At 63.8% G+C, this 25,210-nt stretch carries 17 protein-coding genes and 1 pseudogene; 5 read left to right on the top strand and 13 right to left on the bottom strand.

Going from position 1 to position 25,210, the window contains the following annotated elements; translation table 11 throughout:
* Positions 1-7 precede the first annotated feature (7 nt).
* Positions 8-1,237, top strand: a complete 1,230-nt coding sequence (locus C8C93_RS05680; RefSeq protein WP_121506193.1) for a nucleoside recognition domain-containing protein — start codon at positions 8-10, stop codon at positions 1,235-1,237.
* A gap of 325 nt (positions 1,238-1,562) precedes the next feature.
* Positions 1,563-3,842: an EAL domain-containing protein gene (locus C8C93_RS05675; protein ID WP_121506192.1), complete on the top strand. Its 2,280-nt coding sequence runs from the start codon at positions 1,563-1,565 to the stop codon at positions 3,840-3,842.
* Between the two features lie 42 nt (positions 3,843-3,884).
* On the opposite strand, the gene C8C93_RS25550 is transcribed toward C8C93_RS05675, so the two are convergent.
* The 4 genes and pseudogenes from C8C93_RS25550 to sbcB all read right to left on the bottom strand — a co-directional run bounded on the left by C8C93_RS25550 (position 3,885) and on the right by sbcB (position 8,119).
* Complete coding sequence (locus C8C93_RS25550; protein ID WP_255424278.1) at positions 3,885-4,958, bottom strand: protein kinase; 1,074 nt, start codon at positions 4,956-4,958, stop codon at positions 3,885-3,887.
* An 80-nt stretch (positions 4,959-5,038) separates the two neighbouring features.
* Positions 5,039-5,239: pseudogene (locus tag C8C93_RS25545) on the bottom strand (cyclic nucleotide-binding protein); the annotation flags it as partial.
* 29 nt (positions 5,240-5,268) lie between these two features.
* On the bottom strand, positions 5,269-6,516 hold the full coding sequence (locus C8C93_RS05665) for a cystathionine gamma-synthase family protein (protein WP_121506191.1): 1,248 nt from the start codon (positions 6,514-6,516) through the stop codon (positions 5,269-5,271).
* 154 nt (positions 6,517-6,670) lie between these two features.
* Positions 6,671-8,119 carry an exodeoxyribonuclease I gene (gene sbcB / locus C8C93_RS05660; RefSeq protein WP_121506190.1) on the bottom strand — a complete coding sequence of 483 codons (1,449 nt, stop codon included), beginning with the start codon at positions 8,117-8,119 and terminating at the stop codon, positions 6,671-6,673.
* A gap of 213 nt (positions 8,120-8,332) precedes the next feature.
* On the opposite strand from sbcB, the gene C8C93_RS05655 reads away from it, so the two are divergent.
* Positions 8,333-9,706 carry a lytic murein transglycosylase gene (locus C8C93_RS05655; protein ID WP_233559242.1) on the top strand — a complete coding sequence of 458 codons (1,374 nt, stop codon included), beginning with the start codon at positions 8,333-8,335 and terminating at the stop codon, positions 9,704-9,706.
* A gap of 40 nt (positions 9,707-9,746) precedes the next feature.
* Here C8C93_RS05655 and C8C93_RS05650 read toward each other — a convergent pair whose 3' ends face one another.
* The 4 genes from C8C93_RS05650 to dnaE form a co-directional block, all read right to left on the bottom strand.
* Positions 9,747-10,880, bottom strand: a complete 1,134-nt coding sequence (locus C8C93_RS05650; RefSeq protein ID WP_121506189.1) for a hypothetical protein — start codon at positions 10,878-10,880, stop codon at positions 9,747-9,749.
* 263 nt (positions 10,881-11,143) lie between these two features.
* Positions 11,144-13,492: an ATP-dependent Clp protease ATP-binding subunit ClpA gene (gene clpA / locus C8C93_RS05645; protein ID WP_055396695.1), complete on the bottom strand. Its 2,349-nt coding sequence runs from the start codon at positions 13,490-13,492 to the stop codon at positions 11,144-11,146.
* A gap of 57 nt (positions 13,493-13,549) precedes the next feature.
* Positions 13,550-13,918, bottom strand: a complete 369-nt coding sequence (clpS, locus tag C8C93_RS05640) for an ATP-dependent Clp protease adapter ClpS (protein ID WP_055396693.1) — start codon at positions 13,916-13,918, stop codon at positions 13,550-13,552.
* 107 nt (positions 13,919-14,025) lie between these two features.
* Positions 14,026-17,559 (bottom strand): DNA polymerase III subunit alpha, encoded by a 3,534-nt coding sequence (gene dnaE / locus C8C93_RS05635; RefSeq protein WP_121508661.1) that lies wholly within the window; start codon positions 17,557-17,559, stop codon positions 14,026-14,028.
* A gap of 182 nt (positions 17,560-17,741) precedes the next feature.
* Here dnaE and C8C93_RS05630 point away from each other — a divergent pair, with 182 nt between their 5' ends.
* Positions 17,742-18,539 (top strand): outer membrane protein assembly factor BamD, encoded by a 798-nt coding sequence (locus tag C8C93_RS05630; RefSeq protein WP_055396690.1) that lies wholly within the window; start codon positions 17,742-17,744, stop codon positions 18,537-18,539.
* Here the strand turns inward: C8C93_RS05630 and C8C93_RS05625 are convergent.
* Complete coding sequence (locus tag C8C93_RS05625; RefSeq protein WP_121506188.1) at positions 18,502-20,550, bottom strand: ATP-dependent DNA helicase; 2,049 nt, start codon at positions 20,548-20,550, stop codon at positions 18,502-18,504. The two genes, C8C93_RS05630 and C8C93_RS05625, sit on opposite strands and share 38 nt — an antisense overlap.
* Positions 20,550-20,753: a YdcH family protein gene (locus C8C93_RS05620; protein WP_055396751.1), complete on the bottom strand. Its 204-nt coding sequence runs from the start codon at positions 20,751-20,753 to the stop codon at positions 20,550-20,552. Before C8C93_RS05620 ends, C8C93_RS05625 begins: the two co-directional genes overlap by 1 nt.
* A 106-nt stretch (positions 20,754-20,859) precedes the next feature.
* Here C8C93_RS05620 and C8C93_RS05615 point away from each other — a divergent pair, with 106 nt between their 5' ends.
* Positions 20,860-21,666 (top strand): PP2C family serine/threonine-protein phosphatase, encoded by an 807-nt coding sequence (locus C8C93_RS05615; RefSeq protein WP_121506187.1) that lies wholly within the window; start codon positions 20,860-20,862, stop codon positions 21,664-21,666.
* Between the two features lie 180 nt (positions 21,667-21,846).
* Here C8C93_RS05615 and C8C93_RS05610 read toward each other — a convergent pair whose 3' ends face one another.
* The 3 genes from C8C93_RS05610 to lpdA form a co-directional block, all read right to left on the bottom strand.
* Positions 21,847-22,545, bottom strand: coding sequence for a hypothetical protein (locus C8C93_RS05610; RefSeq protein ID WP_121506186.1), 699 nt, complete (start codon positions 22,543-22,545; stop codon positions 21,847-21,849).
* Positions 22,542-23,639, bottom strand: a complete 1,098-nt coding sequence (gene zapE / locus C8C93_RS05605) for a cell division protein ZapE (RefSeq protein WP_055396683.1) — start codon at positions 23,637-23,639, stop codon at positions 22,542-22,544. The genes C8C93_RS05610 and zapE overlap by 4 nt, the downstream gene beginning before the upstream one ends.
* A gap of 81 nt (positions 23,640-23,720) precedes the next feature.
* Positions 23,721-25,148, bottom strand: coding sequence for a dihydrolipoyl dehydrogenase (gene lpdA, locus C8C93_RS05600; protein ID WP_121506185.1), 1,428 nt, complete (start codon positions 25,146-25,148; stop codon positions 23,721-23,723).
* Between the last annotated feature and the right edge of the window lie 62 nt (positions 25,149-25,210).

The following is a 25,210-nucleotide window of genomic DNA, read 5'->3' as shown; positions in this document are numbered from 1 at the left end:
ACCACTGATGCTCAACACCTTGTGGCTGGGCTTTTTTCTGACCGCTGCCGTGGCCGCACTGGCCCAGTGGCTGGTGGGCGGCAATGCCGAGATCTTTTCGTCGATGGTGCAGGCCCTGTTCCAGATGGCCAAGCTGTCGGTCGAGGTGATGGTGCTGCTGTTTGGCACGCTCACGCTGTGGCTGGGTTTCTTGCGCATTGCCGAAAAGGCGGGCATTGTGGACGCCCTGGCGCGCTGGCTGGCACCGCTGTTTGCCAAGCTCATGCCCGAGGTGCCGCGCGGCCACCCCTCGCTGGGGCTGATCACGATGAACTTTGCCGCCAACGCCCTGGGGCTGGACAACGCGGCCACCCCCATGGGTCTGAAGGCGATGAAAGCCCTGCAGGAGCTGAACCCCGAGCCCGACACCGCCACCAACGCGCAGATCCTGTTCCTGGTGCTCAACGCCTCTTCGCTCACGCTGCTGCCGGTGACGATCTTCATGTACCGCATGCAGCAGGGAGCGCCCGACCCGACGCTGGTTTTTTTGCCCATTCTGCTGGCTACATCAGCGTCCACGCTGGTGGGCCTGCTTAGCGTGGCGGTGGTGCAGCGCCTGCCGCTGTGGAGCCCCGTGGTGCTGGCCTATCTGCTGCCCGTCGCACTGGTTCTGAGCGGCTTCATGGCGCTGCTGGCCACCTTGAGCGCCGCCGCGCTAGCCCAGTTGTCGTCCTTGCTGGGCAACCTCACGCTGTTTGCGCTGATCGTCCTGTTCGTGGGCATCGGCGCGTGGCGCAAGGTGCCCGTGTACGAAGCTTTCATCGAGGGCGCGCGCGAAGGTTTTGACGTGGCCAAGGGCCTGCTGCCCTATCTGGTGGCGATGCTGTGTGCCGTGGGGGTGTTCCGTGCATCGGGTGCGCTGGGCTATGTGCTCGATGGCATCCGCTGGTGCGTGCAGGTGCTGGGTGCAGACACCCGGTTTGTGGACGCCCTGCCCACTGCGCTGGTCAAGCCGTTTTCCGGCAGTGCCGCGCGCGCCATGCTGATCGAGACCATGCAGACGCAAGGGGTGGACAGCTTTGCGGCGCTGGCTGCAGCCACCATTCAGGGCAGTACCGAGACCACCTTTTATGTACTGGCCGTGTACTTTGGGGCGGTGGGCATTCAGCGTGCGCGGCACGCGGTGGGCTGCGCGCTGTTGGCAGAACTGGCGGGGGTGGTGGCGGCCGTTGTGGTGTGCTATCGGTTTTTTGGTTAAAGTTATTGAAGAAAAATGGCCCTATCGCTTATCTATCAATCGCTAGTAGCTATAAATTGAATAGCAACTTGCTCCTACCCAATTCCTTCTTACTGGGGCCATTCCGACGCTCCCACCGGGGGTTGTCCCTGAGCGCACCACGGACCCCAAAGACTTCGGGGTGGCTTGCACGGACCATCCAAAGCCAATTGGTGGTTTCCACCATGCGGGCGACTGAGGCGGTACCTATGCTCTGCTTCATGGGCGCGCAAGCGGCGCCACGGCAGCGATCGAGCACGTCGTCCCTTGCTCCAGGGCTCCCGGAAAACGCCCTTCACCACGTTCCATGACATTGCCCCCCAACCCCACAGCGCCCCACGACGCCGAAGAGCGCAGGCACTCCGAGGCCCTGCTCCAGCTGTGCAAACGCCTGGAACGCGCCTGGACCTTGTCCGACGTGCTCGATGCCGTCAAACCCATGGGAGAGAGTGTTTTTGACTACCGCCACGTCTGGCTGGCCCTGATTGACGAATCCTCGGGGATGCTGGACTTCCTCACACACACCACCAGTGGTGAGGAGGGTGCCCTGAGCCGCCAGCTGCAGACCATGAAAATCCCCGTGAAGGGGGATGCGCTGCTCGAAGAAATCATGCAGGCCACCCACGTCGTGGTGGTGGAAGATGCCCGCACCGACCCACGCACCAACAAGGCCGTGGTCGCTGTGCTGCACAACCGCACCATCGTCAATGTGCCGCTGATCATGGCGGACCAGCGCATGGGCGCACTGGGCATGGGCACTTATGGCGACGAGGAAGGCGTGCGGCCCCCCAAGCCCTGGCAGATCGCACTGATGCAGGCCACCGCTGGGCATCTGGCCGTGGCACTGGACCGGGTGCGGTTCATGACCGCGCGGCACGAGGCCGAAGAAGCGCTGCTGCAGCAAAAGGAGCGCCTGCAGGTCACCCTGCACTCGATCAGCGACGCCGTGGTCACCACCGACGCCACGGGGCTGGTGCAGTACCTGAACCCTGCAGCCCAGACGCTGACAGGCTGGTCGCTGTCCGCCGCCTGCGGACGCAGGCACCAGGACGTGCTGGGCCTGGCCGCCGAACCTGGCACCCAGGCTGCCCCCGACCTGGTGGGCCGCGCACTGGCGCAAGGCAGCACCCAGTTGCATTCCAAGCTGCGGTCCACACCACTGGCAGGAGCCCCCCTGCTGATGGACCTGTCCGCCTCACCACTGCTGCGCCCCGGCGGGGATGCTGACGGTGTGGTGCTGGTGTTTCGCGACGTGACCGAGGCCAGCCGGCTGAGTCGCGAAATGGAGTTTCAGGCCCTGCACGACACGCTCACGAGCCTGGGCAACCGCCGCGCGTTCGAGCACCTGCTGGCCCAGGCCTTTGCCGCCACGCGGGAGGCCTCCGACCGCCACTGCGTGTGCTACCTCGATCTGGACAATTTCAAGGTGATCAACGACACCTGCGGCCATGCGGCAGGGGACGAACTGCTGCGGCAGGTGGCGCGCCTGTTCCTGGCCCACCTGCAGCCTCAGGATCTGCTGTGCCGCCTGGGAGGCGACGAGTTCGGCATCCTGCTGTGGCAGCAGGACCTGCAACAGACTTTGAAGGTCGCAGAGCGCATGCAGCAGGAACTGGCCGCATTCCGTTTTGGTTGGCGCGACCATGTGTTCAGTGTCAGTGTCAGCATTGGAGCCGTGGTGCTGGATGCCGCCACCGAAAGCGTGGGCGCCTTGCTGCAGGCGGCAGACAGCGCCTGCTACGTGGCCAAGGACAGGGGGCGCAATCGCATCCACGTCTATGCCGAGAACGACCCTGCCCTCGCGCAGCGCTATGGCGTCATGGAATGGGTCAGCCGCATCGAGCATGCGCTACAGCATGACCGGTTTGAGCTGTTTGGCCAGCCCATCGCCCGCCTGGGCACACTGCAGGGCAGCCCGCCGCACGGCCTGCATTGCGAGATCCTGCTGCGCATGCGCACGGCCGACGGCCAACGTGTCTCACCGGGCGAATTCATGCCCGCCGTGGAGCGCTACCACCTGGCCGCGCGGGTGGACCGCTGGGTCATCAAAAAAGCCCTGGCCTGGATGGCCGAACACCAGGAGCGTGTGGAGCTGTGCTGCATCAACCTGTCGGGCCAGTCCGTGGGCGATGCCGCTTTTTTGGGCCAGGTGCTGCAGGCCATGGACCAGACCCCGGTGCGCTGCGACCGCCTGTGTTTCGAGATCACCGAAACCGCCGCCATGGGCGACCTGGCAGCGGCCAACCGTTTCATCCACGCCTTGCGCGCGCGGGGCTGCCAGTTTGCGCTGGACGACTTTGGCAGCGGGTTATCGTCGTATGCCTACCTGCGCGAGCTGGCGGTGGACATGCTCAAGATCGACGGGCAGTTTGTGAAGAACATGGCCGACGACCCGGTGAGCTTCGCCATGGTGAAGTCCATCCACGAAATTGGCTGCCTGATGGGCAAGAAGACCGTGGCGGAGTTTGCCGAAAGCCAGGCCGTCGTGGACCTGCTGACCGGGCTGGGCGTGCACTTTGCCCAGGGATACGCCCTGGGCCGCCCTGCCCCGCTTGACGAGCTGCTACTGCAAACCGTGGTGCACTGACTCCCTGGTAGCCGAGCCAGCGGCGGACGCAACGGAAGCGCTTCAGCCGCGCGGCGCGGAAGGCGATGCCGGTGTTACCGGGGCGGGAGGGGCAGCCACCAGCTCCCACTCGGCCAGTTGCTCGTTGGTCGCAATCAACCGCCCCACCAGCAGCTTGATGAAGGCCTTGTCAAAACACGACTGCAGGTCTTCGGACGCCCCGCGCAGCGCGGGGTTGCGCACCTTGAGCACCAGCACTTCGGACTCGGCCACGGCGGTGGCGGTGCGCAGCCTGTTGTCGGGGCGCAGGTAGGTCATTTCACCCAGGGTGACGCCCGCACTCAGTGTGCTGAGATTCCAGCCCTGGCGACTCACGGCCACCTGGCCCTCGATCAGGATGCAGAACGAATCGCCGGGCGTGTTTTCGCGCATCAGCACCGTGCCCCGCTCCAGCCGCCGCCAGTTGCCCAGGCGCATCAGCTCCCAAAGAGCCACGTCGTGAAAGTCGGCAAAAAACGGCAGCGCGCGCAGGCGCGCAAAACGCTCGGCCTCGGTGTCTTGGGATTTTTGGCGGGGCAGACTCTGGTGGGCGGCCAGCAGCGCCCGTGCAAAATCGTCCCAGGTCGCAAAACGGTCGGAGGGCTGCTTGGCCAGGGCGCGCAGCAACACGTTGTCCACATGGGCTGGCAGCGACGCGCGCAGCAGGCTCGGTGGCGTGGGCGCCTCGTTGCTGATCTTGTAGAGCGTGGCGAAGTCGGTGTCGCCGTCAAACGGGCGGCGGCCCGTGAGCAGCTCGTACACAACAACAGCCAGCGAGAACATGTCGCTGTGGTGCGTGAGGTCGTGTTCACGCACCTGTTCGGGCGACATGTAGGACGGCGAGCCCACCAGGCCCGACAGTTGCGTGGCATCGCTGCGCAGTGACAGCGCCGCACCAAAATCGGTCAGCTTGATGTCCCCGTCTTTGGCCAGCATGAGGTTGGCGGGCTTGATGTCGCGGTGCACCAGGCCTTCGCGGCACGCGTACTCGAGCGCGTTGCAGCACTTGAAGGCAATGTCCAGCACCTGGGGCACGGGCAGCAGTGCATCCGGCGTGGCATAGGCTGACAGGGGCTGGCCATCCACATATTCCAGCACCAGGTAGGGGGTAGCGCCTCCTCGTCCGCATCGAGCAGGCGCACGATGTTGGGGTGGCGCAGGCGGCCCGACAGCGCAGCCTCGTTGCGCAGCAGCTTGCGGTAGCGCTCGGCCTGCTCGGGTACTTTCAGCAGATGGGCATGCGTCTGCTTGATGGCCACCTTGCGCCCCCTAAAGCCGTCGAGCCCCAGAAACACGATGCCGCTCGCACCCCGGCCCAGTTCACGCTCGATGCGGTACTTGCCGATGCTGGCGGGGGGCGCCGAGGTTGCTGTGGCCATGAGGGACTCCTGGGCGGGTATTTGACAGGTCAGGCGCCTGCAAGGGCCTGCTCAAAGTCAGCGAGCAGGTCTTGTGGGTCTTCCAGGCCCACTGACAGGCGGATCATGCTGTCACCAATGTCCATGGCGGCACGCACGGCGGGGCCGGCCTCCCAGAAGATGGTGTGCGCTACCGGGATGATCAGCGTGCGCGTGTCGGCCAGCCCCGTGGCCTTGATGGGCAACTGCAGGCGGTTGCACACGGCCAGGCACTGGTCGGGGTTGCGCAGCTCGAACGACAGCAGCCAGGAACCCGCCTGGAGGAGCTTTTTGGCAAAGGCATGCTGGGGGTGCGAAGGCAGCATGGGGTACAGCACGCGCGAGACGGCCGGGTGTGCCTCCAGCCACTGCGCCAAGGCCAGGGCCGTGGCACTGGTGCGGTCCATGCGCAGCGACAGCGTTTCAGCGCCCAGCGCCAGCTGGTGCGCAGCATGGGACGACAGCGTGCCACCCATGTCGCGCAGGCCCTTTTTGCGCAGCTGCTGAAGGCCCCAGCCCTTGGGGTCGCCCTTGCGGTAGGGCGCAAAGATGTTGGGGTAGCCCGACCAGTCGTACAGCCCCGTGTCGGTGACAGCGCCACCCAGCGCAGCGCCCTGCCCGCCGATGCTCTTGGTGAGCGAATTGACCACCAGGCCCGCGCCCACCGTGGCAGCGCGGAACAAGTAGGGCGATGCCACGGTGTTGTCCACCACGTAAAGCACGCCACGTTGCTGGCACAGCGCGCCAATGCCTTCCAGGTCGGGGATCTGCGTGCCGGGATTGGCAATGGTTTCGACAAACACCATGCGGGTGTTGGGGCGCAGGGCAGTAGCCACTTTGGCCGCGTCGGTCACGTCCACCGTGGTCACTTCAATGCCCAGGTCGGCCAACGTGCCGAACACGCTGTTGGTGTTGCCAAACACGAACTGGCTGGCCACCAGATGGTCACCCGCCTTGAGCAGGGTGAGGAACACCGCGCAAATGCCCGCCATGCCGGTGGAGAAAACGATGGAGCCGTGCCCGCGTTCCATCTGCGTGATCTTGGCCTCCAGCGCCGCCGTGGTGGGCGTGCCCTGGCGCGCATAGTTAAAGCCGCCCTTGCTCGTGCCCTGGAACACGGCGATCAGCTCTTCCATCTTCTCGTACCCGTACTGAACGGACGTATGGATCGGCTTGTGGATGGCCCCATGCTCGGCGCCGCCCAGGCGGTCGGCGTGCACGATCTGGGTGGTGAAACTGTGGTTCTGCGGTGTCGTCATAAAAATCTGCGGCTGCTTTGTTTCTACTGGTCTACGTACGAGGCGGGGCGATCACCACTGGCGCGCCCTGATGCCAGTGCACCCGTGGAACTGGCTCCGCCAGGCCACCGGGTGCGTCCCCCTCGGGGGGAAGGCGCGCAGCGCCTCAGGGGGGCTACCTCTCCGGCGCGATGTGCTCCGCGTAATCGTACAAGGCGCCCAGAATGTCCTGGGTCCGCTCATCGTCGGCGGTCTCCGAGAGTTCGTCGATCTCGGTGAACAGCTGCTCCACCGTGCGCGCCCCGCCCTGCCCGTCGAACAGGCAGGCAGCGCGGTGAGCCTCCCAGCGTTCCTGCTCATCGGGCGATAGCGTTTGCGGAAAGTTGCGCGCCCGGTAGCGCCACAGCAGCTCGGCCAGGCGCGGGTCATCAAAGTTCGCACGCGCCTTGGCCAGCTTGTCGCCGCTCAGGGTGCGCAGGTCGGTCAGCAGGCGCCGGTCGTTGTTGCCTACAAAACCGCCGTACAGGTCCTGGTCCACATCCTGCGCCGGCTCTTGCGGGCGGGCAAACACGGCGGGCCAGATGCCGCTCATGTCGGGCAGCGCGCGCGCCACCTCGGCGTGCTGCGCGGCCTGGGCCAGGTCGATGCCCCAGCGCTGGGCCAGCGCGGGCGTGAGCGTGTTCACATTGCCCACCACCATGGGTGACTTGTTCAGGTGGATGGTCTTGATGGGCAGGCGCGTCACGCCCTCGGGCAACGCGTCGGCCTTGCTGAACATGCGCAGGCGGATGTCATCCACATTCAGCGTGGCCAGCTCGCGCGGGTCGTGGGCCAGGTCCCAGGCGATCAGCTCGTTTTTGTTAGTAGGGTGGCTGGCCAGCGGCCACATCACGGCTAGGCAACCGCGCTCGGTGGGGAACATGCCGGACACATGCAGAAACGGCCGCGCCGTGCTGGTGGTGGCGGGCAGGCGCAGCTCGGCGGCCACGCGGTCTTTCTTGTGCAGGCTCAGTGCAAAGTCAAACAGCTTGGTGTTGTGCTGGCGGATCAGCCGCGCCAGCGCAATGGTGGCGCGCACGTCTGACAGCGCATCGTGCGCCGCGTCGTGCTGCAGGCCATTGGCCTTGGAGAGGTGTTCCAGCTTGAAGCTGGGGGTCACGCCGTCTTCTTTCTTTGGCCAGGTGATGCCATCCGGCCGCAGCGCATAGGTCATGCGCACCACGTCCAGCAGGTCCCAGCGGCCGCACTGGTTTTGCCACTCGCGCGCATACGGGTCGATGAGGTTGCGCCAGAACATGAAGCGCGTGATCTCGTCGTCAAACCGGATGGTGTTGTAGCCCACGCCTATCGTGCCGGGCTGCGCAAATTCGGACTCAATGCGCGCAGCGAACGTGTGCTCGGGCACGCCCTTTTCCAGGCACAGCTGCGGCGTGATGCCGGTGATGAGGCACGACACCGGGTCGGGCAAGTAGTCGTTGGCAGGCTGGCAATAGAACATCAGCGGCTCGCCGATTTCGTTCAGCTCCGCGTCCGTGCGGATGGCGGCGAACTGCGCAGGCCGATCGCGGCGCGTGTTGGCACCAAAGGTTTCGTAGTCGTGCCAGAGGAAGGTGTGGGGGGCCATGGTCGATGGGCAAACAGGGGGCGACAGAAGAACAGGGCGAGGGATACCGTGAACTGTAACCTGATTTACAAGCTTTTTAGGCCCCTAGCGCATACTGATAAAGCGCTAGCAGCTATAAAATATATAGCAAATACAAATACCCCCTCGGATGCCGCTTCACGCCGTGATACACCTGCAGCGCAGCACCGCCGCTGCAGCGCGGGACAATGGCGCATGCAAAGCACCCACCCAGCCAATCCCTCCGTTTCGCGGCTCCGCCCTTCCCTTTTTTCCTCTTGGTCCCCACGTTCCCTCGCAGCATGTTGGGCAGCCCTGGCTCTGGCGGGCTGCGCCGCAGCGCCTCCCCATCGCCCGGACGCGGTGAAAACACCGCCGCCAGCCAGCGCCCCCCCTGCCACCACCAGCACACCGGCCCAAGATGCCGCAGCATCTACCGGCAGCCCCACCGCTGGCGTGGACCATGCGGCAGGCTTTGCCGCATGGCGCGACGCGTTTTCGGCGCAGGCCTTGCAGGCGGGCATCCAGCCCCGCACGGTTCGCGAAGTGCTGGGCCAGGCGCAATGGCAGCCGCGTGTGGTGGAGCTTGACCGGGCACAGCCTGAATTTACGCGCACACCCTGGGTCTACCTTGACAGTGCGGTGTCGCCGCAGCGCATTGCCCAAGGCCAGGCCAAGCTGGCCGAACACAGTGCCACGCTGGAAGCCGCTGCCGCCCGCTATGGCGTGCCTGCCACCGTGATCACCGCCATCTGGGGCATGGAGAGCAACTACGGCAGCAATTTCGGGACGTTCCGCACCGTGGACGCGCTGTCCACGCTGGCCTATGAAGGCCGCCGCCGCGCCTGGGCCCAGGCCGAACTGTTGTCCGCGCTGCGCATCGTGGACCAGGGCGACATCGCAGCAGACCACATGCTCGGCTCCTGGGCCGGCGCCATGGGGCACACGCAGTTCCTGCCCTCGGTGTTTCTGGCCTACGCCGTGGATGCCGATGGCGATGGCCACCGCGACATCTGGGGCAGCATCCCGGACGTGACGGCGTCTACCGCGCATTTCCTGGCGCGTTCGGGCTGGCAGGCGGGCGAACCCTGGGGGGTGGAGGTGCAGTTGCCCGCGTCTTTCGACCACGCCCGCGCAGACCCTTCCGTACGGCAGACCACAGCCCAGTGGGACGCTGAAGGTGTGCGCGGCATCGACGGGCAGGCATTGCCCACCCTGGCCTCCGCGTCCATCGTCACGCCCGCAGGTGCCCGAGGCCCGGCCTTTCTGGTAGGGGGCAATTTCCGGGTCATCCTGCGCTACAACAACTCGGTCAACTACGCGCTGGGGGTGGCGCTGTTGGCGCGCCAGATTGGCGGTGGCGGGCCCGTGGTTGCCGCCTGGCCGCGCGACCTCGCGCCCCTTTCACGCCAGCAATTGCAGGAGCTACAAGAGGCGCTCAACCGCAAGGGATTTGCCGCGGGCACCCCGGACGGCGTGATGGGCCCCGCCACCCGCGCGGGGCTGCGAGGCTACCAGCGCAGCATCGGCGCTGTGGCGGACGGCTATCCCACCGTGGAACTGCTGGAGCGGCTTACGGCGCGCCATTAGACAGAGCCCCAGGGCCTGCCCAACTGGCCGCCCCACGGAGTCATGGCGTCACCAGCCCGTCCATGCGCACGACCTCGAAGTCGCGGCCCAGCACCTGGCGCAGTTCGGACTTCAGGCGATCGTTGTTCCAGCGTTCGTCCGGCGCCCCGCTCAGGAACCAGTTGGAGCCGTTGTCGGCCACCATCATCCCGTGGGTCTTGAGGGCGGTGAGGATAGCCTGCGCTTCGGCAGAGAAGCCCGGCGGGATCGCATAGCCCGCCTTCAGGCGCACGCGCATGCCCATGGGGGGAAGGTTGGGGCTGGTATTGCTCGATGCCCAGTGAGTCGCGGGCGGCACGTAAGCGCGGCGGGTCTGGCTGACGGTAAAGCGCAGCGCGTGGCGGATGCCACCGGCGCCCAGCGACGCCTCGTCGTACCGCACCAGGCCCGGAAAAATCGGCAGGCCCGCTGCGTCTGCGCTGGTCCATCGTGGCCTGGCGGTGGGACGCACGTTGTTGCTGTCCAGGTGAAAGACAGCACCACCCGACGCACGCCAGCTGCCGTCGGACTGCGGGTAGCTGTTGCCGGTTTCATACAAGCGGTTGTTGTCGCGGTCGATCACGATCACGTGGCGGTCTCCCGCGCTGGAAGGACCGCCTTCAATAGGCGCGTTGGGCGGAATCGGGTACGGGCCTGCATCACTCTCGTCGCCGTAGTCGGTGAACTGCACCGCCACACGCGGCTGGTTACCTGCCACCACCACATAGGGAATGCCGATAGGCGCGCCTTCCCACAGGCCCGCGCCGAAATCCGGGAACAAACCCCGGGTGAGGCCAATGCTGGCGATGAGGTTGTCAGAGTTGGGATCGATGGGGAGCCCACTGATATCCGCGTTCCAGTCATTGTTGGCAGGGAACGGCACTGCGCCATTGAGCGGCGCGCCCACACCCAGGGTTGCGCCGCGCACATCGCCATACACATGGCCCCCGGGGGGCGGAGCTGGCGCTGGCGCGCCTGGCACCGGGGAGCCCGGAGGCGGCGAAACCGGCGCCGCATCACCCCCGCCGCCGCCACAAGCTGCCACCAGTGCACCAATACTGGCAATGGCGAGGCACCGGCTGATCGCTCCCAGACGCCACTTGCGAGAGGAGGCACCGGGAAACATCGGGGCGGAAGGTGTGGGGGTCATGGTCATAGGGGCGTCTCCTCAATCAGCGCGCAGTATGCCGCCCCAAAGGTGCTGGCTTGCCACGGAACTGTGCGAAAACGTTTCAATGATTTTGGGGCACCGGACGGCGTTCGCGCACACCAGATCGCTGATCCAGCTCGTCAAAGACTGCCTGTGCAGACTTCGCCACCTCCACGCTGTAGACACAAAAAAGCCAGCCATCGCAATGATGGCTGGCTTCGGGAGGGTGCCGGTACGTGTCGGCAAAGCGCCAGTGGCGCCAGTGCCCATCAGTCCGCCGTGGCTTCCTCGGGCTCGGCGGGCTCGGACTTGGCCGAGCGTTCCTTCTTGGCCAGCGGCTGGATGTCCAGCAGCACCTCGGAGGTTTCCACGCCCTTGTCGTCGGTCTTCACCTCGATATCGACCGTCAGACGCCCACCGTCCGTCAGGCGACCGAAGAGTAATTCATCGGCCAGCGCGCGGCGGATGGTGTCCTGGATCAGACGCTGCATCGGGCGGGCGCCCATGAGCGGATCGAAACCCTTCTTGGCCAAGTGCTTGCGCAGCGTATCGGTAAAGGTAACCTCCACCTTCTTCTCGGCCAGTTGCGTCTCCAGCTGCAGCAGGAACTTGTCCACCACGCGCAGGATGATCTGCTCATCCAGCGCCTTGAAGTTGACGATGGCATCCAGCCGGTTGCGGAACTCGGGCGTGAAGAGGCGCTTGATGTCGCCCATTTCGTCGCCCGCCTGGCGCGGGTTGGTGAAGCCAATCGTCGCCTTGTTCATGGTCTCGGCGCCCGCATTCGTCGTCATGATGATCAGGACGTTGCGGAAGTCGGCCTTGCGCCCGTTGTTGTCGGTCAGCGTGCCATGGTCCATCACCTGCAGCAGCACGTTGAAGATGTCCGGGTGCGCCTTCTCGATTTCGTCGAGCAGCAGCACAGCGTGCGGCTTCTTGGTGATGGCTTCGGTCAACAGGCCACCCTGGTCGAACCCGACATAGCCCGGAGGCGCACCAATCAGGCGGCTGACCGCATGGCGCTCCATGTACTCCGACATGTCAAAGCGCAAGAGCTCGATGCCCATGATGTAGGCCAGCTGCTTGGCCGCCTCGGTCTTGCCCACGCCTGTGGGGCCGCTGAACAGGAACGAGCCGATGGGCTTGTCGCCCTTGCCCAGACCGGACCGCGCCATCTTGACCGCGCTGGCCAGCACTTCCAGGGCCTTGTCCTGGCCGAACACCACACTCTTCAGGTCGCGTTCCAGCGTCTGGAGCTTGCCACGGTCGTCATTGGACACATTCGCAGGCGGAATACGCGCAATCTTGGCCACGATCTCTTCGATCTCGGCCTTGCCGATGGTCTTCTTGCGCTTGCTCGGCACCATGATGCGCTGTGCAGCACCGGCTTCGTCAATGACGTCAATCGCCTTGTCAGGCAGATGGCGGTCATTGATGTACTTGGCGCTCAGCTCGGCTGCAGCCTGCAAGGCGGCCGCCGCGTACTTCACGCTGTGGTGCTCTTCAAAGCGCGACTTCAGGCCCTTGAGGATGTCGATGGTTTCGGCCACGCTGGGCTCCACCACGTCCACCTTCTGGAAACGGCGCGACAGCGCTGCATCTTTTTCGAAGATGCCACGGTATTCCGTGAAGGTCGTTGCGCCAATGCACTTGAGCTGGCCGCTGGAAAGCGCGGGCTTGAGCAGGTTGGAGGCATCCAGCGTGCCGCCCGACGCGGCACCCGCACCGATCAGCGTATGGATCTCGTCGATGAACAAAATCGCATTGGGCTTGTCCTTCAGCGACTTGAGAACACCCTTGAGGCGCTGCTCAAAATCACCCCGGTACTTGGTGCCTGCCAGCAATGCGCCCATGTCGAGCGAGTACACCGTGGCCTCGGCCAGGATTTCAGGCACATCGTTCTGGGTAATCCGCCAGGCCAGACCCTCGGCAATCGCCGTCTTGCCCACGCCAGCTTCACCCACCAGCAGTGGGTTGTTCTTGCGGCGGCGGCACAGGATCTGGATCGTGCGCTCCACCTCGTAGTGGCGCCCGATCAGCGGATCGATCTTGCCGTCTTTGGCGGCCTGGTTCAGGTTCTGGGTGAACTGTTCCAGCGGCGAGGCTTTTTCGTTGCGCTCAGAAGAACCACCCTCTTCGCCTTCCGCCTGGTTGTCCGGCTTGGCAGGCTCTGGGGGTTCGCCCTTCTTGATACCGTGGGCAATGAAATTGACCACGTCCAGGCGCGTCACGCCCTGCTGGTGCAGGTAGTACACGGCATGCGAATCCTTCTCGCCAAAGATGGCCACGAGCACGTTGGCACCCGTGACTTCCTTCTTGCCATTGCCCGTGGATTGCACGTGCATGATGGCGCGCTGGATCACACGCTGGAATCCCAGCGTGGGCTGCGTGTCCACCTCATCGGTGCCAGCCACCTGGGGCGTGTTGTCTTTGATGAAGTTCGCCAGCGATGAGCGCAGATCATCGATATTGGCCGAACATGCGCGCAGCACCTCCGCTGCGCTGGGGTTATCGAGCAGTGCAAGCAACAGATGCTCCACGGTGATGAACTCGTGGCGCTGCTGACGGGCCTCAACAAAGGCCATGTGCAAGCTGACTTCCAGTTCCTGGGCAATCATGTGAACTCCTTTGTGCTTGCGTGGAAGGGATAACTGTAGATCGGGATCAAAAACCTGTTATTCAACAGGTTCACTGACACATTGGAGTGGGTGGCCCGCCTTGAGGGCGGCGTCAAGCACTTGTTCCACCTTGGTTGCAGCCACATCGCGGGAATAAACACCGCAGACGCCTTTGCCATCGAGATGGATCTTCAACATGATCTGGGTGGCTTGTTCACGGTCCTTGCTGAAAAACTCCTGCAAAACCACGATGACGAACTCCATGGGGGTGTAGTCGTCATTGAGCATGACCACCTGGTACATCTGCGGCGGCTGGGTCTTCTGGGTGCGTCTTTCGAGCACGACCGAACCGCCATCATCCCGCGCGGGCCGGGTCACGGGCAGCGCGGTGGGGGGTGAAGGTGGTTTTGTTGCCATGAAAATCATTCTAGCGATCCGCGCGGCATGCTGCCGTGAGGGAAATCTGACGTTGATCCGGTTTTTTTCAAGCTGTCGCCTTCACGATATTCACCGAATGGTTTCCAACACCCGATTTATTCGTAAACCACGGTGGCCGAACCACTGCCCGCCTGGGCGGTCCAGGCGGCCAGCGCAGCATCGGTGGGATAAAAACGGGCACTCTCCCCCAGTTGCAGCTCCGCCACAGCGGCCGCGTCCTGCGCCACACAGCGCACCCCCATGCGCACACGCAGGCCGTGGAGCAATTCACCCTCGGCAAGCTCCTCTCTGCGCGGCGGAAACTCCTTGACCAGGCGGTGCACATCCGGGCCCTTGTCGCCGACGGTGACATGCAGGTATTTGCCAAAACGGCAACGCGCCCCTGCCAAGTCCCACACCTGTTGCACCTTCACGCGCAGGCCACCGCTGAAATGGTCCATTTGCAAGCGGCCCATCATCACCACAAACTCATCTTCCTTGAGCTGGTTGCGGTACGTGTTGAGCAAGGCCTCATCGGCAGACGCCTCAATGACGGCAGACTTGTCGTCCAGTTTGAACAGGCCCAATTTGCCCCGCTGTCCATTGATGACCCGGAAATCACTGATGATCCCGGCCAAGACCTGGGGTTCGCGACTGTCCAGCAGCTCATCGATCTGGGTGCGCACAAAGCGGCGCACCTCCGTGGCGACTTCATCGAACAGATGGCCGGACAGATAGAAACCGACCGCCGTTTTCTCCAGGGTGAGTCGCTCCTTGATCCCCCAGGGAACCGCGTCCACCAGTTCAGGCTCCTGCGTGCTGGAACCATGGGCATCATCACCCATCATGTCGAACAAGCCACCCTGGTTCACGTTGGCCAGCGTGGCAGCCGCAAAGTCAAAAGCCCGGTCGATCGACGCCACCATCGATGCCCGGTTCATGTTGATGGAATCAAATGCACCCGCCTTGATCAGAGCCTCCACCGTGCGCTTGTTCATGCGCGCCTTGTCCACGCGCAGGCAGAAGTCGAAAAGGCTCTTGAAAGGCCCGGTGGTGGCGCCGTGGGGCCCTTCGCCACGCCCCTCGCGCGCCGCCACCATGGCCTCGATGGCCTGCTGGCCCGTGCCCTTAACGGCGCCCAGGCCGTAGCGGATGATTTTGTCGGTCACGGGCTCGAACCGGTAGAAGCCACGGTTGACGTCTGGCGGCTCGAAAGAGAGCCCCATTTTTTGCGCGTCTTCGAACAGCACCTTGAGCTTGTCGGTGTCATCCATTTCCACGGTCATGTTGGCGCAGAAGAACTCTGCGGTGAAATGCACCTTGAGCCAACCCGTGTGGTAAGCCAACAGGGAGTAAGCAGCCGCATGTGACTTGTTAAAGCCGTAGCCTGCAAACTTCTCCATCAAATCGAACACTTCGTCAGCCTTCTCCTGGCTGATGTTCTTTTCGGCCGCACCCTTTCGGAAGATCTCCCGGTGCTCGGCCATCTCCTCGGCCTTCTTCTTGCCCATCGCGCGGCGCAGCATGTCGGCGCCGCCCAGGCTGTAGCCCCCCAGAACCTGGGCGGTCTGCATCACCTGCTCCTGGTACACCATGATCCCGTAGGTCTCGGCCAGCACGGGCTCCACCAGCGGATGGGGGTACTCCACCACTTCCTTGCCGTGTTTGCGGTTCACGAAACTCGGGATCAGATCCATGGGACCCGGACGGTACAGCGCGTTCAGTGCAATCAGGTCTTCAAGCCGACTCGGCTTCGCTTCCTTGAGCATGCCCTGCATGCCACGGCTTTCAAACTGGAACACGGCCTCGGTCTTGCCGTCGGAAAACAGCCGGTAGGTGGGGCCATCGTCCAGCGGAATGTTCTCGAAGGCGAAGTTCTCCTGGCCTTTGTGGCGCTTGATGATGAACTCACGCGCGATTTCCAGAATGGTGAGAGTGGCGAGACCCAAGAAGTCGAACTTCACAAGGCCAATAGCTTCCACGTCGTCCTTGTCGTACTGGCTCACAGCCGATTCGCTGCCCGGCTGCTGGTAGAGCGGGCAGAAATCCGTGAGCTTGCCAGGCGCAATCAAAACCCCACCCGCGTGCATACCGATGTTGCGGGTCATGCCTTCGAGTTTTTGCGCCATCTCGATGATGGTCTTGACGTCTTCTTCCTTCTGCACGCGTTCGTACAGCAGCGGCTCCAGCTCCAGTGCGTAGTTGTTCTTGTCGCCTTCCTTTTTCACCTCGGGCGGATAGGCCAGCGTGTACGACATGCCGGGCTTGCCCGGTACCAGCTTGGAGATGCCGTCGCAGAACATGTAGCTCATGTCCATCACCCGGCCCACGTCGCGGATGGCGGCTTTGGCAGCCATGGTCCCGAAGGTGGCAATCTGGCTCACGGCATTCTTGCCGTACTTGTCCTTCACATAGTCGATCACCCGGTCACGATTGGACTGGCAAAAGTCAATGTCGAAGTCAGGCATGGACACCCGCTCGGGATTCAGAAACCGCTCGAACAGCAGGTTGTATTGCAGCGGATCCAGGTCGGTGATCTTGAGGGCATATGCCACCAGCGAACCGGCACCCGATCCTCGCCCCGGCCCCACGGGGCACCCGTTGGCCTTGGCCCACTGAATGAAGTCCCCCACGATGAGGAAGTAGCCCGGAAAACCCATCTTGAGAATGGTTCCGATCTCGAACTCCAGGCGTTCCACATAGCGGGGACGCTGCTGATCGCGGTCGGACTCCTTGGGGAAGAGAAGCTTCAGGCGCTCCTCCAGCCCCTCGAACGAGGCAAAACGAAAGAACTCATCGATCGGCATGCCATTGGGGGTGGGAAAGTCCGGCAACTGCGGCTTGCCAAGCACCAGCGTGAGGTTGCAACGCTGGGCAATTTCCACCGTGTTCGCGATGGCCGACGGAACATCAGCGAACAAGGCCTGCATTTCTGCAGACGACTTGAAATACTGGTCGCGCGTGAACTTGCGCACGCGGCGCGGGTTGGCCAGGATCTCCCCCTCTGCAATACAGACGCGCGCCTCGTGGGCCTCATAGTCGTCTGGAGTGGCGAACTGCACAGGATGCGTGGCCACCACGGGCAAGTTCAGGCGCGCCGCCAACTGTGCAGCAGCCACCACGTGGCTTTCATCGTCGACACGGCCCGCGCGCTGCAACTCGATGTAAAACCGGTGTGGAAACAGCCCTGCCAGGCGCAAGGCAAGCTCTGCGGCGCCCGACTCGTCCCCCTTCAGGAGAGCCTGGCCCACGGGCCCAGCCTGTGCCCCGGCCAGGGCAATCAGCCCTTCCGACAACTCTTCCAGCCAGGCCCAGGTGCACAGGGCCAGGTTCTTGACGACATTGCGCGTCCACGCGCGCGCGAGCAGTTCGGACAGATTGAGGTAGCCCTGGCGGTTCTGCACCAGGACGATCAGGCGTGAGGGGGCTGCGCCCGCTTCGCCTTCCAGAAAAATCTCGGCCCCCAGGATGGGCTTGACACCCTTGCCCCGCGCCTCCTTGTAGAACTTGATCGCGCCAAAAAGGTTGTTGAGATCGGTGATGGCCAGTGCAGGCTGGCCGTCTTTGGCAGCCGCCTTGGCCACCTCATCGATTCGATTGGTACCGTCTACGACGGAGAACTCGGTGTGCAGGCGCAAGTGAACAAACATGGGGGCCATTGTAGAAAGCCCAGCACCTCCACCGAGAGAAAGCTGGCAGCGCAACGCCTCTTGACAGGTGCCACCCCCAGTACAATGCTTTTTCGTGCCCTGGATGCCAGCGGCGCCTGGCCCTCTGGACCGGCCCAGCTATCCTGCACCCCTGTTTCCTTTTTTGCTGAAAGCTGCCTGCGATGCTGCGTGCCCCACTGCCCCTCGTTTCTGCCCTGCTGCTTGCTGGTCTGCTGGCGGGTTGCTCCAGCACAACCGAAGACAAAACGGCCAACTGGAGCCCCAATCGCATCCATTCGGAAGCGCAGGACGAAATGAACAGCGGCGCCTACGACAAGGCGGTTCCTCTGCTCGAAAAGCTGGAGGGGCGTGCAGCTGGCACCCCGCTGGCGCAGCAGGCCCAGATCGACAAGGCCTACGCGCACTACAAGGCTGGCGAAAAAGCCCAGGCCATTGCAACGCTGGACCGCTTCATGAAGCTCCATCCCGCCAGCCCTGCGCTTGACTATGCGCTGTACCTCAAGGGCCTGGTGAACTTCAACGACAACCTTGGCCTGTTCTCGTTCATCTCGCGCCAGGACCTTTCCGAGCGCGACCAGAAAGCAGCCAAGGACTCCTTCGAGGCTTTCAGTGAGCTGGCCACCCGCTTCCCGGAATCCCGCTACGCACAGGATGCACGCCAGCGCATGACGTACATCGTGAATTCGCTCGCGCAGTACGAAGTGCATGTGGCGCGCTACTACTTCCAGCGCGGCGCGTATGTGGCAGCCATCAGCCGTGCCCAGGTAGCCCTGGCGGACTATCAGGGCGTGCCCGCGCTCGAAGAAGCTCTGTACATCCTGATCCAGTCGTACGACGCACTGGGCATGACGCAGCTGCGCGACGATGCACGCCGCGTGATGGACACTTCGTACCCCCAAAGCGCCTATCTGCGCGGGGGCCTCAAGGAAAAGGCGGAGCCGTGGTGGAAGCTTTGGTAAGCGCCTGAAGAGCTGCTTCAAACTCGGGCTCTGACTCCAGGCGCCGCATCGGGGGCAAAGCCGCCAGCAGGCGCTTGCCATAGCCCATGGTGACAAGGCGGGTGTCACCCACCACCAGAATGCCCTGGTCGGACTCACGACGTATCAACCGCCCCGCCCCCTGCTTGAGCGCAACGGCTGCCTCGGGCAGCGCGTAAGACTTGAACGCTTTCCCGCCAGATTTCTCAATACGCTGCGTACGCGCCTCCACCAAAGGGTCGCCCGGGGGAGGAAAAGGAAGCTTGTCAATCACAACAAGCTGCAATGCATCCCCTGGCACATCAAACCCTTCCCAGAACGTCGCGGAAGCCACCAGCACACAGCCTTGCTGCCCGTGCTCGCTGCCTTCGCGAAAACGCTCCATCAGCCGCCGTTTGGGCCACTCGCCCTGCACCAGCACTTCCAGGGCAGCAGAGCCCGCAAACTGCGCTTTCAACGCATCGCCAATGGCGCGCAAGGCCTTGAGCGTCGTGGTCAGCACCAGGGTGCGGCCACCCAATTGCGCCGCAGCCTCGCCCACCCAGCGCGCAAGCGCCGTGCTGTGCGAAGAATCGGCAGGAGACGGCAGGTGGCGTGGCACATACAGTGCTGCCTGCGCCCCATAGTCAAACGGGCTCGCAACCCGCAGGATCTGCGCGTCTTGCAAACCCGCCCGCTCCGTGAACCAGCTCAGTTGCTCGTCATCGCCCAAGGTGGCCGAGGTGAAGACCCAGGCCCTGCCGGGTCCGGCAGCAGGCTCCCCGGGCCACCCATCGTCACCCACGGGTTCCGCAGGGGTGGCCAGCAGGCGTGTGCGCATGGCCTCGGCAATGTCCAGGGGGGATTCCGTCAAGCGCAGCTGCGGCCCCACATCGACCCAGCGCACCGCATCCGGATTGCCGGGGCCAGAAAAATGGGCCAGGCGCGCCAGCAGTTCAGTCCCGCGCTCATACAGGCGCACAAAGTCGGGCGCTATTTCGCTGACAGTGTCGAGAGCCTCCTGCGCCTGGGCGCAGGCGAGCGCAACGCGGCGCAGGGCAGCCTGCCATTCATCCGGCCTGACGCTCTCCGGCGTTTCATCGGTCCAGCGCAGCTTTGCGCTGCCCCGCATATCTCCCGCCGCCAGGCGCAAATCTCGGGCAGACAGATCCACCTGGCTCGCAAGCCCCGTCCAGTCCGCAAGGCCCCGCGCATGCTGCAGCCCTGCTGCCAGCAGGTCCCTGCCAAAATCCATCAGCTGGCCCGTGGACAGCGTAAGCCCCAGAAACTGCACGCCCGTCTCGTTGATCTGGTGCGCCTCATCAAACACCACCACACGCACGGACGGTAAGAGCTCGGCCATGCCCGACTCGCGCACAGCCACATCGGCGAAGAAAAGGTGGTGGTTGATGACCACAATGTCCGCCGCCAAGGCCTCGCGCCGCGCCAAATGCACGTGGCATTCGCGAAAGCGGGGGCACTGCGAGCCCAGGCAGTTCTCACGGGTGGAAGTGACCAGCGGTATCACGGGCGAGCGTTCGTCCAACCCCGTCAGCTCCGCCAAGTCGCCCGAGCGCGTGCCATGCGACCAACTCTCGACCTTGGCCAAAACCCGTGCCACGCCAGGCTCACGGGCAGACACGTCCTGGCGGGCCAGTTCCATGCGGTACAGGCACAGATAGCTCGCCCTGCCCTTCAGAAGCGCCATGCGCACCGGCAAGCCCAGGGTCTGCGCCAGGCGCGGAAGATCGCGCGCAAACAGCTGGTCCTGCAAGGCCTTGGTGGCGGTGGACAACAGCACCCGCTCGCCGCTCAGGAGTGCCGGGACCAGATAGGAAAAAGTCTTGCCCACCCCCGTGCCTGCCTCCACGACCAGCGCCCCGCCCGTTTCGATGGTGTGCGCCACGGCCATGGCCATTTGCGTCTGGCCTTCGCGCGGCTGGAAATGCGTGTCGGCCCGCGCCAGCACGCCGCCGGGGGCAAACACCTCCTGCACCATCTCCACCAGCGCCATCAAGCGGGCTCTTGGGGTTGAAGGTCCCGTTCCAGGCGATCCAGGGCATCACGCAGAGCGAGGCGGCGCTTTTTGAGGCGGCGCAGCGTGAATTCGTCGGCCACGCCGTCGGGGGCACACCGGTCGATCAGAGCGTCCAGATCGGCATGCTCGATGCGCAGCTCAATGAGTTGGCGTTGGGGGGAATGGAGGCTGGGGTTCAAGGCAAGGGGCCGCGGGATGGCAAAAATGCCACAGGCGGGCGGATAATACGCGCTTGCCCCCGTTTGCGCGATGGCCCTTTGCGTACGCGCCCCCACAATCACCAGCATGACCAAAGCGTTTCGCCTCATCGCGTCCACCGGCATCCACAAGGGTGACCGGGAGTACCAGCAAGACCAGGTGATCCTGATCTCCCACGAGCGGCACAATGGCTGCGTACTGGGTGTCCTTGCCGATGGCATGGGCGGGCGCAGCGGCGGGCGCAAGGCGTCCGACCAGGTCATGATGACTGCGCGCCAGCTCTTCGAGCGCTATTCGCCCGACACCGACGACCCGGTGGCCATGCTCAAGAGCATGGTGGAAGAAGCTCACATCGTGATCCGGCTCACAGCCATTTCTGCCGAGCAGGAACCGCACAGCACCATTGCAGCGTTTCTCATCAACCCGCGTGGCGACTGCCACTGGGTGCATGCAGGCGATTCGCGCATCTACCATTTCCAAGGTGCGCGCATGGTGTTCCGCACCAGCGACCACTCCTACGTCCAGGCTCTCGTGGACCGGGGCGAGCTGACCGAAGCCGAGGCCAACAACCATCCGCACTCGAACATTCTGGTGGGCTGCCTCGGCACTGAAAGCGACCCGCCCATCACCACCCATGTGATCCCCCAGCTGCAGCCTGGCGATGTGCTCATGGCCTGCAGTGATGGGGTGTGGCACTACTTTTCGCCCACCGAACTCGGCTCCGTGGTTGATTCCCTCTCGCCACGGGAAGCCACGGAGTTTCTGATTGAAAAAGCCCGCTCCCGTGCGCGGGGCGGTGGCGACAACCTCTCGCTGGTCATCGTGAAGATGGAGGCGCTGGTGGAAGAAAAGAAGGTCGCTCGCCTGGTACCCGCTGACGCAGGGCGTCCCTGAAGCAGCGTCCCACCCGCTGGTATGTGCATGGGTGGGCAACCGAAAGGGCGAATGGCTGCGCGGCACTTGAGGAAAGCGGCGCTGACGCGAACCGAGCCTCGGTATCCACCGGCCCATTGCGACTTTTGGGCGCCACGCGCACTTTCAACACCTGGAGCAGCCACCCCAAGTAAACCTGTTTCAGCGTGCTGCCGAACCCGCTGGCAACGGAGCCGCAGGGACCCGCCCCTGGGCTGCGGCCTCTGCCCGTGACTTTTCGACTCGGTCGCGGCGCTCCTGCGCAGCCTGAAGCGTTTGCGCGTGGCGTGCGCGCGCCTCTGCGGCACGCTCGGCATTGCCACTGGTGCGCGCTGCCTGCTCCTGGGCCTGCTTTTGCACCTTAATGCGCTGCTGCTGTGCTCTCAGCTCAGCCTCGTGGTCACGCTGCGATTTCAGGCCCTGGGGGTCTTGCGACGGCTTGCGCACCACAGCGCTTGCAGCACCGCTGCCCGCTGAGGGGCTATCCGGCACGCCGCGCTGCTTTTCTTCAATGGATTTGAGACGCTCCGCCGCTTTTTCCTTGCGCTCGGCATCATTGAGCTCGATCTCCTGTGCACGCAAACGGGCTTCCGCATCGCGCACGCCCGCCCGCACACTGCGCAGACAGTCTTCTACGGAGAATCGCTGGTAACAGGCCGATTCGTCCTGTTGTCGCCTGGCCTTGATGGCCTCGCGTTCGGAGCGGATGCGGTCGTGTTCCGCTTTACGTTCGGCCGCCTTGGCGGCTGCCTGCTGGCCGTTGGCCTCCGCACCCGCAGCTACCGGCTGCGCCATGGCCGAGGCCGACAACCCCCAGGCAAGCAAGAAAATCGCCGCAGACACGAAGCGTCTGGAGATCATGTCAGCCCCGTATCGACAGTGCGGCGCTCCAGCGCCAGGAACTCCTTGGACTGCATCTCGTTGAGCCGCGAAATCGTTCGCGGAAACTCGTGCGCCAAGGGGCCTTCGGTGTAAAGCTGCTCGGGGGGTACTGCTGCAGACAGGATGAGCTTGACGCGCCTGTCGTACAACACGTCCACGAGCCAGGTAAAACGCCGCGCAGGCGACGCCATGCTCACCGGCATGTAGGGCACATCGGACAGCAGCACAGTGTGGAACTGCGTCGCGATTTCCAGATAGTCGTTCTGCGACCGGGGGCCACCACACAGGGTCTTGAAGTCAAACCACACCACACCACCGGCCTTGCGGCGTGCCCGGATCTCGCGGGCCTCGATGTGCAGCACCGGGTCTTCGTCGTGCACTTCGGCCAGTTGGTCAAACGCCTGGCCCATTTCAGCATCTGCCTCGGGGCCCAGCGGCGTGTGGTACAGCTTCACGTGCTCCAGAGTGCGCCGACGGTAATCGGTACCGTTGTCCACGTTGACCACTTCAAGCTTTTCATTGAGCAGGGCAATCGCCGGGAGAATGCGGTCGCGGTGCAGGCCGTCGGGGTACAGGTCGTCGGGCTTGAAATTCGAAGTGGTCACAAAGCCCACGCCGTTATCGAACAGTGCCGCCAGCAGGCGGTGCAGGATCATGGCGTCGGTAATGTCCGCCACGTGAAACTCGTCAAAACAGATGAGCTTGTAGCGCTTGGCAATGCGCGCGCCCAGCACGTCCAGCGGGTTGACCGTGCCCTGCAGGCCCGCCAGTTCGCGGTGCACTTCGCGCATGAACTCGTGAAAGTGCAGGCGCACCTTGCGCTTCAAGGGAACGGCGTCGAAAAAGCATTCCATCAGAAAGCTCTTGCCCCGCCCCACCCCGCCATACATGTACACGCCGCGCGGCACATCAGGCCGGTTGATCAGCTTCTTGAGTGCGTTGGAACGCTGGGCCTTGTATGCGGCCCAGTCATCAGCGCAACGCTGAAGGGCATCCACTGCGCGCAATTGGGCAGGGTCACTTTGGTAGCCTTTTGCGGCCAACTCGGCCAGGTAAGCCTGTTTAACAGTCACGTGGTGGATGCTCAGAAACTATGATTTTTATAGCTGCTAGCGCTTATCAGATAAGCGCTAGAGCCCGATTTGACCCAAAAATCAGAAGTTCAGAGTGCGTTTATCCACAGCCAAGGCCGCTTCCTTGGTGGCTTCGCTCAGGCTGGGGTGTGCGTGGCAAATGCGAGCGATGTCTTCGCTGCTGGCCTTGAATTCCATGGCCACAACAGCTTCGGCAATCAGCTCGCTGGCCTGCGGGCCTACGATGTGCACGCCCAGAATCTCGTCAGTCTCGGCATCAGCCAGCATCTTCACCATGCCGGTGGTGTCGCCCAGCGCACGCGCGCGGCCGTTGGCCAGGAAGGGGAAGCTGCCCGCCTTGTACTTGACGCCGTCGGCCTTGAGCTGCTGCTCGGTGCGGCCCACCCATGCGATCTCGGGGCTGGTGTAGATGACCCAGGGAACGGTGTTGAAATTAACGTGGCCATGCTGGCCCGCAATGCGCTCAGCCACCGCAACGCCCTCTTCCTCGGCCTTGTGCGCCAGCATCGGGCCGCGCACCACGTCACCCACCGCCCACACGCCGGGCAGGTTGGTCTTGCAGTCGGCATCGACCACGATGGCACCGCGCTCGTCGAGCTGCAGGCCCACGGCTTCGACGTTCAGGCCAATGGTGTTGGGCACGCGGCCGATGGAGACGATGAGCTTGTCCACGTCCAGCGACTGGGCTTCGCCCTTGGCGTTGGTGTAGGCAATACTCACGCCCTTCTTGCCGGTTTTGATCTCGCCGACCTTCACGCCCAGCTCGATCTTCAGACCTTGCTTGTCGAAGGCCTTCTTGGCTTCCTTGGCGATCTGCTCGTCCACCGCGCCCAGGAAGGTCGGCAGGCCTTCAAGGATGGTGACTTCAGCCCCCAGGCGGCGCCACACCGAGCCCATTTCCAGGCCGATCACGCCCGAGCCGATCAGGCCGAGCTTCTTGGGCACAGTGCCCACGCGCAGCGCGCCGTCGTTGGACAGCACCAGTTCTTCGTCGAACGGCGTGCCGGGCAGCGCACGGGCATTGGAGCCGGTGGCAATGATGATCTGCTTGCCCGTCAGCGACTCTTCGGCGGCGCCAGCCACCTTGATCTCGTAGCCGCCTTCAGCAGCCTTCACGAACGAGCCGCGGCCATGGAAGAAGCTGACCTTGTTCTTCTTGAACAGGTACAGGATGCCGTCGTTGTTCTGCTTCACGACGGTGTCCTTGCGGGCAATCATCTTGGCCACGTCCATCTTGACGCCCGTGGCGGTGATGCCGTGCTCGGCGAAGTGCTTGTTGGCGTGTTCGAAATGCTCGGACGATTGCAGCAGCGCCTTGGACGGAATGCAGCCCACGTTGGTACAGGTGCCGCCCGGTGCGGGGCCACCCTTGTCGTTCTTCCACTCGTCGATACAGGCGACGTTGAAGCCCAGCTGGGCTGCGCGGATGGCGGCAATGTAGCCACCGGGGCCACCGCCGATGACGATCACATCAAATTGTTTGCTCATGGGAAATCTCGTTCAGTCTGTTGGAGAAAGACCCACCGGCGGGCACAACCAGAGGTCGGCCA

The organism is Acidovorax sp. 93 (assembly GCF_003633835.1).
Lineage (GTDB): Bacteria > Pseudomonadota > Gammaproteobacteria > Burkholderiales > Burkholderiaceae_C > Acidovorax > Acidovorax facilis.
This window is presented reverse-complemented; position numbering and strand designations above follow the sequence as displayed.